This window comes from Vreelandella sulfidaeris Esulfide1, assembly GCF_054072535.1.
In genome coordinates, this window is record NZ_CM133364.1 from 3758460 (window position 1) to 3773174 (window position 14715).

15 protein-coding genes and 1 riboswitch are annotated in these 14715 nt (G+C 54.9%); of the genes, 7 read left to right on the plus strand and 8 right to left on the minus strand.

What is annotated here, in order from left to right:
• The first annotated feature begins 25 nt into the window (after positions 1-25).
• From ACW44H_RS17480 to ACW44H_RS17495, 4 genes are all read left to right on the plus strand, one after another.
• Positions 26-1213, plus strand: coding sequence for a M24 family metallopeptidase (locus tag ACW44H_RS17480; protein WP_457505799.1), 1188 nt, complete (start codon positions 26-28; stop codon positions 1211-1213).
• A 145-nt stretch (positions 1214-1358) separates the two neighbouring features.
• On the plus strand, positions 1359-1730 hold the full coding sequence (locus tag ACW44H_RS17485; protein ID WP_457505800.1) for a hypothetical protein: 372 nt from the start codon (positions 1359-1361) through the stop codon (positions 1728-1730).
• A gap of 168 nt (positions 1731-1898) precedes the next feature.
• Positions 1899-3017, plus strand: a complete 1119-nt coding sequence (locus ACW44H_RS17490) for an alkene reductase (protein WP_457505801.1) — start codon at positions 1899-1901, stop codon at positions 3015-3017.
• 331 nt (positions 3018-3348) lie between these two features.
• Entirely contained in the window at positions 3349-3942 is a 594-nt protein-coding gene (locus tag ACW44H_RS17495; RefSeq protein WP_457505802.1) for a cell division protein ZipA C-terminal FtsZ-binding domain-containing protein, read from the plus strand.
• Positions 3943-3956: 14 nt separating this feature from the next.
• Here ACW44H_RS17495 and ACW44H_RS17500 read toward each other — a convergent pair whose 3' ends face one another.
• Together ACW44H_RS17500 and ACW44H_RS17505 are read right to left on the minus strand one after the other, a co-directional pair.
• A complete protein-coding gene (locus ACW44H_RS17500; protein WP_290702164.1) occupies positions 3957-5543 on the minus strand; it encodes an ABC-F family ATPase in 1587 nt (528 codons plus the stop codon).
• 96 nt (positions 5544-5639) lie between these two features.
• A complete protein-coding gene (locus ACW44H_RS17505) occupies positions 5640-6494 on the minus strand; it encodes a sirohydrochlorin chelatase (protein ID WP_457505803.1) in 855 nt (284 codons plus the stop codon).
• Positions 6495-6624: 130 nt separating this feature from the next.
• Between ACW44H_RS17505 and ACW44H_RS17510 the strand changes: the two genes are divergently transcribed.
• The gene (locus ACW44H_RS17510) at positions 6625-7197 is read left to right on the plus strand and encodes a gamma-glutamylcyclotransferase (RefSeq protein WP_457505804.1); all 573 of its coding nucleotides are present in this window, start codon (positions 6625-6627) and stop codon (positions 7195-7197) included.
• A gap of 2 nt (positions 7198-7199) precedes the next feature.
• Here the strand turns inward: ACW44H_RS17510 and ACW44H_RS17515 are convergent, their stop codons facing one another.
• On the minus strand, positions 7200-7727 hold the full coding sequence (locus ACW44H_RS17515; protein WP_457505805.1) for an HPP family protein: 528 nt from the start codon (positions 7725-7727) through the stop codon (positions 7200-7202).
• 126 nt (positions 7728-7853) lie between these two features.
• Positions 7854-8147, minus strand: coding sequence for a hypothetical protein (locus tag ACW44H_RS17520; RefSeq protein WP_113269488.1), 294 nt, complete (start codon positions 8145-8147; stop codon positions 7854-7856).
• A gap of 206 nt (positions 8148-8353) precedes the next feature.
• On the opposite strand from ACW44H_RS17520, the gene ACW44H_RS17525 reads away from it, so the two are divergent.
• Entirely contained in the window at positions 8354-10027 is a 1674-nt protein-coding gene (locus ACW44H_RS17525) for an isovaleryl-CoA dehydrogenase (protein ID WP_457505806.1), read from the plus strand.
• Between the two features lie 80 nt (positions 10028-10107).
• Positions 10108-10209, plus strand: a riboswitch (glycine riboswitch).
• A 166-nt stretch (positions 10210-10375) separates the two neighbouring features.
• Positions 10376-11623 (plus strand): D-amino acid dehydrogenase, encoded by a 1248-nt coding sequence (locus tag ACW44H_RS17530; protein WP_457505807.1) that lies wholly within the window; start codon positions 10376-10378, stop codon positions 11621-11623.
• 6 nt (positions 11624-11629) lie between these two features.
• Here the strand turns inward: ACW44H_RS17530 and ACW44H_RS17535 are convergent, their stop codons facing one another.
• The 4 genes from ACW44H_RS17535 to ACW44H_RS17550 form a co-directional block, all read right to left on the minus strand.
• Positions 11630-12397: an amino acid ABC transporter ATP-binding protein gene (locus tag ACW44H_RS17535; RefSeq protein ID WP_457505808.1), complete on the minus strand. Its 768-nt coding sequence runs from the start codon at positions 12395-12397 to the stop codon at positions 11630-11632.
• Entirely contained in the window at positions 12390-13055 is a 666-nt protein-coding gene (locus ACW44H_RS17540) for an amino acid ABC transporter permease (protein ID WP_457505809.1), read from the minus strand. The genes ACW44H_RS17535 and ACW44H_RS17540 overlap by 8 nt, the downstream gene beginning before the upstream one ends.
• 24 nt (positions 13056-13079) lie before the next feature.
• Positions 13080-13721, minus strand: coding sequence for an amino acid ABC transporter permease (locus tag ACW44H_RS17545; RefSeq protein WP_113269270.1), 642 nt, complete (start codon positions 13719-13721; stop codon positions 13080-13082).
• 65 nt (positions 13722-13786) lie between these two features.
• The gene (locus tag ACW44H_RS17550) at positions 13787-14644 is read right to left on the minus strand and encodes a transporter substrate-binding domain-containing protein (protein WP_457505810.1); all 858 of its coding nucleotides are present in this window, start codon (positions 14642-14644) and stop codon (positions 13787-13789) included.
• Between the last annotated feature and the right edge of the window lie 71 nt (positions 14645-14715).

Sequence of the window (14715 nt, forward strand, 5' to 3'; positions counted from 1 at the left end):
ACCATAGCCATCAACGGAGGTCGCTATGGATTATCATCACTACCGCACAGCCCTGACTGAAACACTTGCCCAGAGTGAAGTACCCTTTCCCGCTGCCGAATACCAACTGCGCCTGGACAAGGTGCGTCAGGCAATGGCCGAGCAAGGGTTAGAGGCGCTGATGCTCACCGATCCTGCGGATATTAACTACCTCACTGGCTACCACACCTTTGAAGTCTCAGTTCATGCCTGTTTAGTCTGCACGCAAGAGAAACTAGTGCTGCAAGTTGCCTCCATTGAAACCGGTGCGGCGGTGGTCACTGCTCGGGTCGATGAGATTATCGGCTACCGCTGGGAAAGCCTGGATGAAATCATCACCCCGCTGGCGGATCTGCTTACCTCCTGCCAGCACATCGGTATAGATGGCTGGAGCAGCGGGCTGCGCTTTGGGGTAATCGATGCGCTGATGCAGGCCATTGGTCGCGAACGCTTCAGCGAAGCAGGCGCGCTAATCGACGCCATTCGAATTGTGAAAAGCCCTGCTGAACTAGAGATGCTGCAAGAGAGTGCCCGTATCACGGCACTCGGTTTAGAGACGGCGATTCAGGGCATTCGCCCGGGCATGACCGATAACGATATTGCGGCTATTGGCGCTAAAGCGCTGTTGGAAAACGGCAGCGAGTTTATGAGCCTGCAGCCGATCGTGACCAGTGGGCATCGCATTGGCGTGATACACGTCAATCATAAACGGCGCGTGATTCAACCTAACGAGCCAGTGTTCTTAGAGTTTGGCGCCGCTTACCAGCGCTATACAGCCCCCATGATGCGTACCGCAGTAACGGGCGCACCCAACTCGGCTCTATCATCCACCCGCGACCTTTGTCGTTCAATATTCGAGGCGCTGTGCGACACCATGCGGCCCGGCAATAGTTTTGATGCTGCTGCCCAAGCGGCTGATGCCCTACTCGCTCCGCAGCGCGACCAGTACTTTTTCTCGGGTGTATTTGGTTACGCCGTAGGCGCGCAGTTCCCACCTAGCTGGGTGGAAGGCACTGGCTTTATCGCCAAAGGCCAGTCGCGCACGTTTGAAGCGAATATGGTATTTCATTTACCGCTCTGCCTTCGTGTGCCCGGCCAGTGGGGCGTCGGCATCAGCGATACCGTCGTGATGACCGAGCAGGGAGCCAAGCCGCTAACCAATAACGACTGGCAGCTGTTTGAGGCGCGCTCATAGCTCTTCCCATCGCTTTTCCCATAGCCCCTGCATTGACACGTTCATAAAGTAACGCTATCGTCAGCACAGATGCAAATGAGAAACACTCTCCTTTTATCCATCAAGCAGCGTTTCAATAAGCAGTCCGTCGTGAGGGATCAGTGGGATGACTAGCGAGCAGCGGCAACTTCGCCAAACAGTCATGTTTTTACGTACCTCTTTTGAAGCGGTTCAGCACTCGATTGCTGGCCGCCTGGAAGACCCGCTGCCCTGCTGGATGGATACCAGCATGCTCTCGATGCTTTCCCGCGAGCTGACCCGCTGCTGCCAGCAAGCGAAGCCGCTGTTTGCGCCCGCGGTGGTCGAGCAACTCTTTATCGCCTCGCAGCAGTGCGACTTGCTGCTAAAGCAGTGCCCCGGCGTACTGAACAGCGCAGTCTGCTATCGCCAGTTGGGTGCCATTATGTTGCCGCTTTCAAGCGCCCTGCAGCAGATCGACACGCCCGCCAAACGGCGTTGGCCTTGGCAGAAGCTGTAATAAACAACCCAAGCTGCCCCTAACCCCGCCTATTTGATTGGCGGGGTTTTGTTTTGCCCCTAACGTCCCCATCTACTGAGGCATAGCATCGTCGTTGGCGCTTACTAGTAAACTGGTCTATTCTGTTTGCCACGATGATACCCACTGCTTCAAAAGGAGTTTTACTTTATGGCGTATGAAACGCTGTTTACCCCAACCCAGTTGGGCAGCCTCTCCATCCCTAACCGCGTCATCATGGCCCCGCTGACCCGCTCGCGTACCCCTGATAGCGTGCCGGGCAAGATGCAGGAAGCCTACTACGGGCAGCGTGCTGGCGCTGGGCTGATCATCAGCGAAGCCACCAATATCTCTCCCACTGCCCGTGGCTATGTGTATACACCCGGTATTTGGACGGATGAGCAGGAAACAGGCTGGAAAGGGGTTGTTGATGCAGTACACGCCAAAGGTGGCCGTATTGCCCTGCAACTGTGGCACGTTGGGCGAGTTTCTCACGAAATGGTTCAACCTGACGGCCAACAGCCGGTAGCACCGAGTGCCTTGAAAGGCGAAGGCGCGCAGTGTTTTGTCGAGTTTGAAGATGGCACCGCTGGCCAGCACCCCACCAGCACACCGCGTGCGCTGGAAACCGATGAAATCCCCGGTATCGTTGAGGACTATCGCCAAGCAGCCGAGCGTGCCAAACGCGCGGGCTTCGATATGGTCGAAGTCCACGCAGCGAACGCTTACCTGCTCAACCAGTTCCTGGCGACCGGCACCAACAAACGTACCGACCAGTATGGCGGCTCGCTGGAAAACCGTGCCCGCTTCCCGCTGGAAGTGGTGGATGCGGTAATTGACGTTTACGGCGCTGACCGCGTCGGTATCCGCATGACACCGTTTATCGAGCTGTTTGGGTTAACCGACGACGAGCCGGAAGCGATGGCGCTCTACATGGCCGATCAGCTTTCCAAGCGTGGGCTGGCCTATCTGCACCTGAACGAGCCCAACTGGGCGGGCGGCGATATCACTTTCCCTGCGGGTTTCCGCGAGAAGATGCGCGAACGTTTTAGTGGCAGCCTGATCTATTGCGGCAACTACGACGCCGAGCATGCCGAGAAACGCATCAGCGAAAACACCACCGATGCCGTGGCTTTCGGTCGCCCCTACATCGCTAACCCAGATCTGCCAGAGCGCTTCCGTGTTAACGCATCGCTCACTGAGCCGAACCATGAAACGTTCTATGGCGGTAATGAGAAGGGCTACACCGATTATCCGTTTATGGATAATGGTTATGATCGTATGAGCTAATACAGCATATGTTTAGCTGACAGCTGAATTATTTTGGCTAAAAAGCATCACTTCGGTGATGCTTTTTTAATGCCTAATAGTGAGTTAGCACCAATAAACGGTTGATTCTTTCGTTTTAAAAATAGGCGATGGGTGCTAAATTAACTTTTGGTGCTAGTGGTTTCCATATTAGTAGTGAGCGCTACCGCCAGCACCGGTGCCCGTTTTCGGCCTGATGGTTGACGGTGCGCCTTACTAACTCGGGGTGTTACTTGCGTTAACCCTTAACCCACTATTCATCGGTTAAAGAGCGTTTAATTTCTCATTAAAACAACAAAGGGTTTTTGAGAATATGGATCGTACGACCACCATCATATTACTCTCCTTCGTATCGCTGGTATTGGGCGCTCTCGCGATAGCAATATTTATTTATGTCATTGTTCCCTGGCGTCGACGACGTCGGGCAGCGAAAGAGGCCGCCGCTAACTCAGTCACTTTTCAAACCGAGAGCTCGCCGGAGCAACCTGAATCCACCACTCCCGCGAAGCGCAATAGCAGTATAAAGCAGCACTCTCTTTTTATTATTTTCGATCAGCCTAGTGAACGGTCAGACGAGCGCCTAACCGAATGGTTGCGAGAAAAAGGCGCCCGTTACGATTCAATCAAAAAGATATTTTTGATTGACGGGCAGCAACCCGCCAACCCAATTACCATTACCAACGCTTTTCCACCCGGCGAAATGCCCGACCTACTCCGTGGTGAAACGCATGCCCCCATTAAAGGCATTAGCCTGTTAGTAAAGCCGCCTCTGCACAAGCGGCGCAATCAACAAATGTACGTCTACGTAGAACTCGCCAAGGAAATGCAGACGCACTTTAGCGGTGCCATGCTTAATGCGGAGCGCGAACCCACAACCGATGACACCTTTGAGCGCATTATTGGCTAGCGTCGCTTTTCTGGTTACACGACCCCCTGGCTGCGCAGGTAGTCATCGTAGCTACCGCTGAAGTCGACAATGCCTTCCGGTTGCATATCAATAATGCGCGTGGCCAGCGATGAAACGAACTCGCGGTCGTGGCTAACAAACAGCAGCGTACCGGGGTAATTCTCAAGGGCCAGATTCAACGCCTCAATCGACTCCATGTCCAGGTGGTTGGTCGGCTCATCCATCAGCATCACGTTGGGTTGAGTGAGGATTAACTTACCGAACAGCATGCGTCCCTGCTCGCCACCGGAAATCACCTTCACCGATTTACCGATATCATCACTGGAAAACAGCATCCGTCCCAGCGCGCCGCGCACTACCTGCTCACCGCCGGTGGTCCAGCTCGACATCCACTCAAACAGCGTGGCATCGACGGCAAAGTCATCGCTGTGATCTTGGGCAAAAACGCCTACTTCAGCGGCTTCGGTCCACTTCACTTCACCCGCATCCGGGTGCAACTCGCCTGCCAGGGTTTTAAGCAGCGTGGTTTTGCCAATGCCGTTGGGGCCGATAATGGCGATGCGCTCACCAGCTTCAACAGTCATGGATAAGCGCTTAAACAGCGGTTCACCGTCATAGCCTTTGGTAATGGCATCCACATTGACGGCATTACGGTGAATCTTTTTCGCCTGATCAAAACGGATAAAAGGACTGACCCGGCTGGAGGGCTTAATATCTTCCAGCTTGATTTTGTCGATTTGGCGCGCCCGCGAAGTAGCCTGTTTGGCTTTAGAGGCGTTGGCAGAGAAGCGGCTCACGAACTGCTGCAGCTCGGCGATCTGAGCCTTTTTCTTGGCGTTATCCGAGTGCTGACGCTCCCGCGCAGCGGTGGCGGCGGTCATGTAGTCATCGTAATTACCGGGGAATAGGGTAATTTCGCCGTAATCCAGATCCGCCATATGCGTACAGACGCTGTTCAGGAAGTGGCGGTCGTGAGAGATGATGATCATGGTGCTGCTGCGCGCTTTCAGAATATCTTCCAGCCAGCGGATAGTGTTGATATCCAGGTGGTTGGTCGGCTCATCCAGCAGCAGTACATCGGGGTCGGAGAACAGCGCCTGAGCCAGCAGTACCCGCAGCTTCCAACCGGGCGAGACTTCGCTCATGGGACCGGTGTGTTGCTCGATGGGAATGCCCAAGCCTAGCAGCAGTTCGCCCGCACGGGACTCTGCTGTATAGCCATCAAGCTCGGCAAAGCGCACTTCCAGATCGGCAACGGCCATGCCGTCCTCTTCGCTCATCTCTGCCAGCGAGTAAATACGCTCGCGCTCGGCGGCGACCGACCACAGCTCGACATTGCCCATAATAACGGTGTCGATCACCCGCTCATCTTCAAACGCAAACTGATCCTGGCGTAGCTTACCCAGTCGTGTACTGCTATCCAGCATCACCTGGCCGGAGGAGGGCTCCAAATCACCACCGAGAATTTTCATAAAGGTGGATTTGCCGCAGCCGTTCGCGCCAATCAGGCCGTAGCGATTGCCGTTATTGAATTTAACGGAGACATTTTCAAACAGGGGCTTGGCCCCAAACTGCATGGTGATATTGGCGGTTGCGATCACAAAAGGAGCCCGGTTAGCGTGTCATTGACAGTAATAGAAAGGCTCGCGATTCTACGCGCTATTGAACGGGTATTCACCCATCAGACTTTCGTCATATCAGGCGATTGCTGGGATATCGAGTAGAAAGCGTTGATCATCAAGCGCTTGGCGTAAACGAGTCGCAAGAATATCGACGATACCCGAATGTTCGCCCACCAGCTTGGTCGTGGTAACAGAAAGCCCTGGATGCTGCTGTTCAGCCGCCGCGCATATTTCAGCGATATCGCCACCTTCACCCGCATGGCGCCCCGGCGACAGAAACAGCATTGCCAGGATGACCGGCCCTGGGTTGAATTCGGGAAGCGCTAGCAGATTCTCGAGTAATGGCTCGTTAAAACGGTACTCATCGCCCTCGCGACGCTCCATGGAGGCAGCGGCAACACACGCTACGTCGTCGGCTAGTAACACGCTAAGCTGCCCAGCGAGACGGTTGCGCACGGCGGTAACGTCAGGGATTGGGCTGCCGTGATCGACCAGCGCTACATGCGGCTTAGCACCAGCCCGAAGCTGCTCGCGCACGTTGTCGGCCAGCAGATGAGCTAGACGCAGGTCGTTATCACCCAACTCATCCACCAAGGGCTGGGCTACACGCACCTTTACGTGGGGAAAGCGCTCCTGCATCGTGGCCATGCGTTCAGGCAGGTAGCCGGTCAAGGCCTTACTGGGGCCGAAAAAGAACGGCAGCACAATGATCTCCGTTGCCCCTTGTTCGGCACTGCGTTCAGCGGCGGGGCCAAGCGTAGTGGCGGGAATGCCATCCACCTCGTCCGCGGGAATCTTATTGGAGTGCAGCAACGAGGCGGCCTGAACGGTTTCGCCTATTTGCTCGCTAAGCGAAGCGGCCACGCGACGCAAATTAAGCGTTGCTTGCGGGCGTAGCGAACCGTTATCGACCAGAAAAATCGCGCGCATGGCTACCTCCGGTAGTTTTCAATGTTGTCAGGTAAGTGAGCAACCATCGCATGTTAAGATGATTGTATTACAAAGTCGTTGTTCACCATGTTACTTGAAAGATGCCCCTTGAAAATGTTGCTTGATAACGATGCTTGATACCACCGCGCTTAACCAGCAAAGAAACTTCTTCGATGGCCATGCAGATATATGGCTATTCGGCTATGGATCGCTGATTTGGAAGGCTGACTTCGCCTACTTAGAGCGTCGCCCAGCCTATATTCAAGGTTGGGAACGGCGTTTCTGGCAAGGCTCCCATGACCATCGCGGCACACTTGAATCGCCTGGGCGGGTAGCAACGCTGATCCGCGCCAAGGATTCGATTTGCCATGGTATGGCTTACCGTATTACGCCAGAAGTGCTTGCGCCGTTGGATGTACGCGAGAAGAACGGCTATTTGCGAGAAAAAGTATTGCTGACGTTTCTTGCGGAGAATGGCGAAGCAGCCAAACAGAGCGAAGGGCTGATTTATCTGGCCAGCGAAGACAACCCGGCCTTTCTTGGCGAGGCGCCACTTACCGAAATCGCCCAGCAAATTGCCAACGCACATGGCCCAAGCGGTCCCAATAAAGAGTACTTACTCAACCTTGCGACGGCACTACGGGAACTAGGCGCGACAGACGACCATATCTTTGACCTGGAACTACAGTTGAGTCGTATCTAACTTCACCAGTAGCGTGGATAACGTCGATGCCGGGCAAGATTATTCACCAGTATGGCAATTATGAGCATCACTATACTGCCCATACCGATCGGCAAAAGAGGATACCACCACCCCACCTGGTGAACGCTGGCACCGCCGCCTACCGCAATGAGTGCAGCCGCAGCTCCCGGAGGGTGAACTGTGTGGGTCAACTGCATCAGCAGTATCGACAGCGATACAGCCAACGACATCGAGAGTGGTGTCGCTCCCAGCCATTGGTAGCAAGCAACGCCAGTAGCTGCCGAAAGCACACTGCCAAACAACACGTGACTGGGCTGGGCAAAAGGACTTTCCGGTGCGGCATAGATGAGAACTGACGTTGCCCCGAACGACCCAACGATAAGCAACTGATGCGACAGCCACGCCGAGCTTAACCAGCAAATAACCGCCATTCCAGTAAAGGCGCCTACCCATGACCAAAAAGCATCCTGCCAGCCTACCCGGGCGCGCTTAATTGGCTGCCCGCGCATCTTTCCAAGGTAAGTTTTCATTGCATTCGCTTTGCACAAAATAAGTGCAAATGATGACAAAATGCACCAAATAAGCAAATGACAATCTGTCATACCCGTGTTGAAGCTAACTCAAGGTCACTAGCTCAAGAAAGAACAAGCCACTGCTTACATCATCAGCCACGAGAGGATAAACAGCCCCAGCAGGGTGCGTAAAATACCGCCTACCAAAGAGCCACGCAGGAATGCCCGCAAACCGCCCCAAAGAATAAGCAGCCCGACCACTAATACGGCAATGCTGAAAAAAGAATCGTTGATCCCCAGCGAACGCGTTAAGCCGTCGATAAAATCGCCGAATGCACCGAAAAAATTAGTAAAAATACCTAATAAAAACTCAACCACCACGCGGATGGCTTCGCCGATAGTTTCGCCTATTTCGTCAAAAAAACCGTTTGCCTGCATTGCGTTTGGCTGCATCGATAGTACCCAAGGCTGAGAAGGATAAGCGTGGCATTGTCGTTTAAATATGCCCACTGAGCAAAACTAAGGGACGGCCAAGATTCGCCATCTTGATTGTTTAGCACTCCCGCTTTCAAACGACTATGCTAAAAACATAAAACGATCGTTTAAATAAACACAATCACTTAGCCACGATCCAGGTTTACATCATGACATACCACTATCCGCTTGCCGATCAACTCCAAGCCAGCACTCATCGAGTGGAAAACCAGCCCCCGGCGCTGGAAAACTACAATAGCTATGCTGCAGATCGCGCGCTTCAAGAGGGCGTTAAACGTGAAAGCGGGTCTGAGGATGATGCCCCGCTCAAAACGTTTGGTCAGTGGGCAGGCTCTTCTGAGGCCATTGCCTTGGGCTTTGACGCCAACCGCTACCCACCACAACTGATGACCCATGACCGACAAGGCCACAGGGTCGATTGGGTAGAGTTTCACCCCGCCTACCATCGGCTTATGCAAACGTCGGTGGAACATGGATTACACGCCAGCCCCTGGCGGAATCCACAGCCAGGCGCCCACGTTACCCGAGCCGCCAAATACTTTTTACAGACCCAGGTAGAGGCGGCGCATGGCTGCCCGATCACGATGACATTTGCCGCTCTGCCTGCACTTCGCCACCAGCCCAACCTGCTTGAGAGCTGGGGTGACAAAATTACCGCACCCTATTATGACCCACGCAACGTACCTGACTTCGAGAAACAGGGCGTCACCCTCGGCATGGCGATGACTGAAAAGCAGGGTGGCTCGGATGTCCGTCTTAATACCACCCGCGCCTACCCGATTGACCAAGGCGGGCCGGGAGAAGCTTTTGAGCTGGTGGGTCATAAGTGGTTTGTCTCAGCACCGATGTGCGATGCCTTCCTGGTGCTCGCCCAGGCACCCGGCGGCTTGAGCTGTTTTTTATTGCCGCGCTGGCGGCCCGACGGCAGCAAGAATCCGCTCTACATCCAGCAACTGAAACGCAAGATGGGTAACGTAGCGAACGCCTCCAGCGAGACGGAACTGCGCGGCGCCTTTGCCTGGATGATCGGTGAGGAGGGGCGCGGCGTGCGTACCATCATCGAAATGGTGGCCATGACCCGCTACGACTGCATGATTGGCTCAGCCGCCGGAATGCGCCAAGCCACCGCCCAGGCGATTCATCACGCCTCTCATCGCCATGCCTTTGGGGCACGGCTCAGCGAGCAGCCGCTGATGCAGAACGTGCTCGCCGATCTCGCCATTGAAAGCGAAGCTGCCACCACCTTGATGCTGCGCATGGCCCGGGCCATGGATCATCAAGACAACGAGCATGAGCGCCTGCTTTCGCGGATCGCTACCCCTGTCGGCAAATACTGGATATGTAAGCGCACACCCCACCACGCCTATGAAGCAATGGAAGTGATCGGCGGCAGTGGCGTGATGGAAACGCATATGATGCCGCGCCTGTTCCGCGAGTCGCCCATCAACGCCATTTGGGAAGGCAGCGGAAATGTGCAGTGTTTGGATATCCTGCGCGCGATTGAAAAGCAGCCCGAGGTACTTGATGCCTTCTTTGCCGAAATTGCACTTTCAAAGGGCGCTAATGAACATCTTGACCGCTTTATTCACAAATTAAAGCGGGAGATGCAGGATACCCAAGCGCTCCAGTACCGCGCCCGCCAACTGGCGGATAGCATGGCCCTGGCGTTACAGGGCGCTCTGCTGGTTCAGCATGCCCCCGCTTATGTAGCCGATGCATTCTGTGCTGGTCGGCTTGCCGACCGCAGTGGTCTCAATACAGGCACGCTACCTACTGGACTCGATTGCGCGGCGATTATTGAGCGTGCCCGGCCCGTGGAATAAGCGTTCACGACCTTGGTCGGATTTCATGCTAAAACAGATTGGGTAAAACTAATTACATTAAAAAGCTATGAACTAGTAGCAACGTAATAGCGGGAGAGCTTGGCGCATCTCACGAGGATGACGCCAGCGCCGAAGGAGCAACAACCCCGGAAACTCTCAGGCAACCGGACCGCTATTACCCTCACTTTCCGAAGAGCGGCTGATGACTGCGTCACTCAGCCCACCGAAGGAGCAAGCGCGCCCAACGGGCACGTGAATCTCTCAGGTTCCATGACGGAAGGGGTACGCCCAGCAGCAGCTACGCCGTTAGGTGGTATTCCCCGACGCTCATACAATCTGGAGAGACTCATGCAACGCATTGCCGTTATCGGTGGTGGTATCACCGGCATTACCAGCGCCTACGCCCTGGCCAAACGTGGCTATCAGGTCACCGTGTTTGAAAAGCATCGTTACGCCGCCATGGAAACCTCGTTCGCCAACGGCGGCCAGCTATCGGCCTCGAATGCTGAAGTGTGGAACCACTGGCCGACGGTGATTAAAGGTCTGCGCTGGATGCTTAGAAATGACGCTCCGCTGCTGGTCAACCCCCGCCCGAGCTGGCACAAGCTCAGCTGGTTTGGCGAGTTTATCGCCTCAATCCCCCGCTACTCTGAGAACACGACCGAAACCGCACGCCTGGCCATTGCCGCCAGGGAGCACTTGTTTCAGTGGGCAAAAGACGAACAGATTAATTTCGATTTAAAGCAGAAAGGTATCCTGCATATCTACCGCGACAAGGCAGGCTACGACCACGCCGCCAAGGTCTCGCAACTGCTCAGCAAAGGCGGCCTGGAACGCCGGGCAGTAACCCCCGACGAGATGCGCGCTATCGAGCCGACGCTGGCGGGCAATTACTACGGCGGCTTCTTTACTGAAAGCGACGCCACCGGCGATATCCATAAGTTTACCCACGGCCTCGCTCAAGCTGCAGAGCGCCGCGGCGTAACGCTTAAATATGGTCACAGCGTGCAGGATATCGGCGCGGATCAACAACACGCCTGGGTCACTGCCAATGTCGATACCAACAGCGAACCGGTGCGTGAAACGTTTGATAGCGTAGTGGTCTGTGCTGGGGTGGGCAGCCGCGCCCTGGCCACCAAGCTGGGTGACCGAGTCAATATCTACCCGGTGAAAGGCTACTCGATTACCGTGCAGCTCGATGATGCAGCCTCTCAGCAGGCGGCGCCCACGGTAAGCCTACTCGATGATGAAACCAAGCTGGTGACCAGCCGCCTGGGCAATGACCGCTTCCGGATCGCCGGTACCGCCGAGTTCAACGGCTTTAACCGCGATATTCGCGACAACCGTATCCGCCCGCTAATCCGCTGGGTGGAAGAGTGTTTCCCCGGCGTCAGCACCCGCCGCGTAGTGCCATGGGCAGGCCTGCGGCCAATGCTACCTAACATGCTGCCCAAAGTCGGCCGCGGCAAATTACCCACGGTGTTCTACAACACCGGCCACGGCCATCTGGGCTGGACACTCTCTGCGATTACCGCCGAACTGCTGGCGGATGCAGTGCAAGCGGCGGAAGAAGCATCGGCACCAGCGACCATCTAGTACGACTCACACCGCAGGCGCTTCCAATTCCAGGAAGCGCCTTACGCGATCGGTTTTGGGGTTGACGAAAAACTCGTTGGGATGGGATTTTTCGATGATGATGCCTTTATCGAGAAAAACCACCTGATCTGAGACTGCCCGGGCGAACTCCATTTCGTGAGTCACTAGCACCATGGTGTAGCCCTCTTTTGAGAGGTCTTTGATGACCCCAAGCACTTCTCCTACCAGTTCCGGGTCGAGCGCTGAAGTAGGCTCATCGAACAGCATCACTTTGGGCTGCATGGCGAGCGCCCGGGCAATAGCTACCCGCTGTTTCTGCCCGCCCGAGAGTGTGTAGGGGTATTGCTCGCGTTTGTCGGCCATGCCGACTTTTTCGAGCAGCACCATGGCCCGCTCATCGGCCTCCGCTTTGCTTAACCCCTGCACATGGATCGGCGCTTCGGTGACATTGCGCAGCACGCTTAGGTGCGGCCAGAGATTAAACCCCTGGAACACCATGCCTAGGCGCGCCCGCATACCCGCTAGCTCGCGTCGCGACATGGCCTTGCCGCTGTCGCTGACGCCAATGCGGTCGCCATCGATACGGATATCACCATGTTCAGGCTGCTCCAGCCAATTAATGCAGCGTAGCAAGGTAGATTTACCCGAACCGGATGAGCCTAAAATGCTCACCACTTCGCCGGGCTGCACTTCCAGCGATACATCCCGTAGGACCTCGGTGCCATCAAAGCTTTTAGATAGTTTACGAATACTAACGGCGGCGGTCTCAGGCATTTTCGAATCCTCGCTTGGCGCCAAAACGGCCAATCATTTTGATAAACAGTTCTAAACCAATGCTGATCAGCCAATAGAAGCCGATCACCACAATGAAGGCTTCCATGGGAATGAAGTAGGTACTCGACAGGCTGCTTGCCGCCGCCGTGAGTTCGCGTACGGTGATAATCACCAAAAAGGCAGTATCTTTGAGCAGGATAATTAGCTGATTGCCCAGTAAGCCGCGGGTTTTTAAAATTAGCTGGGGCAAGATAATGCGCATAAACATCTTGGGTTGAGAAAACCCCTGAGCGATGGCCGCCTCTACCTGCCCTTGCGCGAAAGTAGCGCGGCAACCACGCAGTATTTCTGCGAAGTAAGCGCCGTGATAGATCACCAGAGCGATAATCCCCGCCGTCCAGGCGCTCATACGGATGCCTGCGCTGGGCAGGCCGTAATAGAGTAAATAGGCCAGAATCAGAAACGGCAGCATGCGCATGGCGTCAATGAAAATGCGCAGCGGGATTTTTAAACGCGGGCGCGAACCCTCTAACAAAAACACGATCCCGCTACCCAAGATAAACGCCAGCACCGCAGATAAACCAAACAGTTTTAAAGTGTTATAAAAACCGTTCAAAAACACATCGTACGATGACCAAAGAATGTCCCAATTGCTCATAAAGGCTTCCCCGTGATGACCACGTTAGACGGCCAATCGGCTGGCTTTGCGCTCAGCCACGCGCTGCAGCCATACCAGCAGGCTGATGATCAGCATGTATAGGGCCGCTGCGGCTAAGATCGGCGGCAAAGGGTCGTAGGTAACGGCGGAAATGCGATTGGTCACCCGCGTAAGGTCGACGACCCCGATCACCGCAATGGCGGGGCTGCCTTTAATCAGAAATGACATCTCGTTGACCAGGCCCGGCAGGCTGGTAATGGTAATTTGCGGCAACATGATGCGGCGAAAGTAGACCCATGGCGTCATGCCAATCGCCAGCGCCGCCTCGCGCTGCTCTTTGGAGAAGTTATTAAAAGCAGAGCGCCAAATTTCGGCGTTAAAAGCGGTGGTATTCAGGGTTAAGGCAATGATGCCGGCCACATTGCGATTAAGGTTAACGCCCATGGTCGGTGCGGTTAGAAAGATGAACAGCACCAGCGTGACCAACGGTGTTGCTCTAGCCAGGCTAATATAGACGCCCAGCAGTTGATGCAGAACGGGGATTTTTGCCACTCGCAACAAGGCGATCATCAACCCCAGCACCACACCGATGGCAATCGAAACACCTGAGATCCACAGCGTTGTCCAGGCGCCCTGAATGAGCAGTCCCCATGCACTACTGTCCATGCTCACCCCCTAATTCGCTATAAGAAAATTGCCGCCCAGGCTGGGCGGCAGGCGAAGGTGATGGCTTACATACCAGCCATTTCGTGGAACTCTTCCACCGAGGTGATAGGGGTTGTCGGTAGGTCGTCAAAGGACTCGCCAAACCACTTCTCCTGCAGCTCGGCCAAGCGGCCAGAATCACGCAGATGGCTCATAAAGTCGGTGATATAGGTCAATAGTTCAGGGCTGTCCTTGGGCATCGGCCACGCCACATAGCCAGGGCCGGAAACGGCTTGGCCCGCTTCAAATACATCAGGGCGTTCACGAATTAGGTCGTTCACCGGGACGATGGAATTGATCACATAATCGACTCGACCATTGGCGAGATCCGCATAGATTTCCGGATAGGCCTCATACTCCATCACGTCGCCCAGCTCGCCACCGCTTTCTTCGAGCATCACTTCCAACTCGGGCAAACGCGAAAGCAGTGCACTGCCCGCCTGGACCCCCACCGTCATGCCACTTAAGTCTTCAATGCTGTTGATACGGTCATCGCCTGCCCGCTTGATATAGAAATGCTGAGCCGAGGCAAACGGCGGCGCGTAGTTAAACACCCGCAGGCGTTCGTCAGTCACAGAGGCGCCTGTCAGCGCCATGTCGTATTGGCCCGATGAAACCGAGGCCAAAAGACCGGTCCAGGGTAAAATATCCTGTCGAATCTCAAAGTCAGCGTACTCCTCCAGTTCCATTTTTATATCTTCTATAAAACCGTCGGGGTCACTGCCACTCATAAAGTTGAACGGCGCGTAATTATCTTCGGTGGCCACACTCATATAGCCACGGCTCTCTATTTCCTCCAAATCCGCAGCGGTGGTGGAAAGTGAAAGACTAAGAGCAAATGCGCCAACGCTCAACGCGGAGGCTAATGCCGTTATTTTTTTCATCGTTTAATACTCCTAGAGTGGACAAGCATCGCTAACCAAACGGTTACAAGCTAAAAGTGACTTCACCCTAG

Excerpts from the sequence above, each read along its gene's own strand:
- ACW44H_RS17480 (WP_457505799.1), top strand. The coding sequence starts at position 26 with ATGGATTATCATCACTACCGCACAGCCCTGACTGAAACACTTGCCCAG.
- ACW44H_RS17485 (WP_457505800.1), top strand. The coding sequence starts at position 1,359 with ATGACTAGCGAGCAGCGGCAACTTCGCCAAACAGTCATGTTTTTACGT.
- ACW44H_RS17490 (WP_457505801.1), top strand. The coding sequence starts at position 1,899 with ATGGCGTATGAAACGCTGTTTACCCCAACCCAGTTGGGCAGCCTCTCC.
- ACW44H_RS17495 (WP_457505802.1), top strand. The coding sequence starts at position 3,349 with ATGGATCGTACGACCACCATCATATTACTCTCCTTCGTATCGCTGGTA.
- ACW44H_RS17505 (WP_457505803.1), bottom strand. The coding sequence starts at position 6,494 with ATGCGCGCGATTTTTCTGGTCGATAACGGTTCGCTACGCCCGCAAGCA.
- ACW44H_RS17510 (WP_457505804.1), top strand. The coding sequence starts at position 6,625 with ATGCTTGATACCACCGCGCTTAACCAGCAAAGAAACTTCTTCGATGGC.
- ACW44H_RS17515 (WP_457505805.1), bottom strand. The coding sequence starts at position 7,727 with ATGAAAACTTACCTTGGAAAGATGCGCGGGCAGCCAATTAAGCGCGCC.
- ACW44H_RS17520 (WP_113269488.1), bottom strand. The coding sequence starts at position 8,147 with ATGCAGGCAAACGGTTTTTTTGACGAAATAGGCGAAACTATCGGCGAA.
- ACW44H_RS17525 (WP_457505806.1), top strand. The coding sequence starts at position 8,354 with ATGACATACCACTATCCGCTTGCCGATCAACTCCAAGCCAGCACTCAT.
- ACW44H_RS17530 (WP_457505807.1), top strand. The coding sequence starts at position 10,376 with ATGCAACGCATTGCCGTTATCGGTGGTGGTATCACCGGCATTACCAGC.
- ACW44H_RS17535 (WP_457505808.1), bottom strand. The coding sequence starts at position 12,397 with ATGCCTGAGACCGCCGCCGTTAGTATTCGTAAACTATCTAAAAGCTTT.
- ACW44H_RS17540 (WP_457505809.1), bottom strand. The coding sequence starts at position 13,055 with ATGAGCAATTGGGACATTCTTTGGTCATCGTACGATGTGTTTTTGAAC.
- ACW44H_RS17545 (WP_113269270.1), bottom strand. The coding sequence starts at position 13,721 with ATGGACAGTAGTGCATGGGGACTGCTCATTCAGGGCGCCTGGACAACG.
- ACW44H_RS17550 (WP_457505810.1), bottom strand. The coding sequence starts at position 14,644 with ATGAAAAAAATAACGGCATTAGCCTCCGCGTTGAGCGTTGGCGCATTT.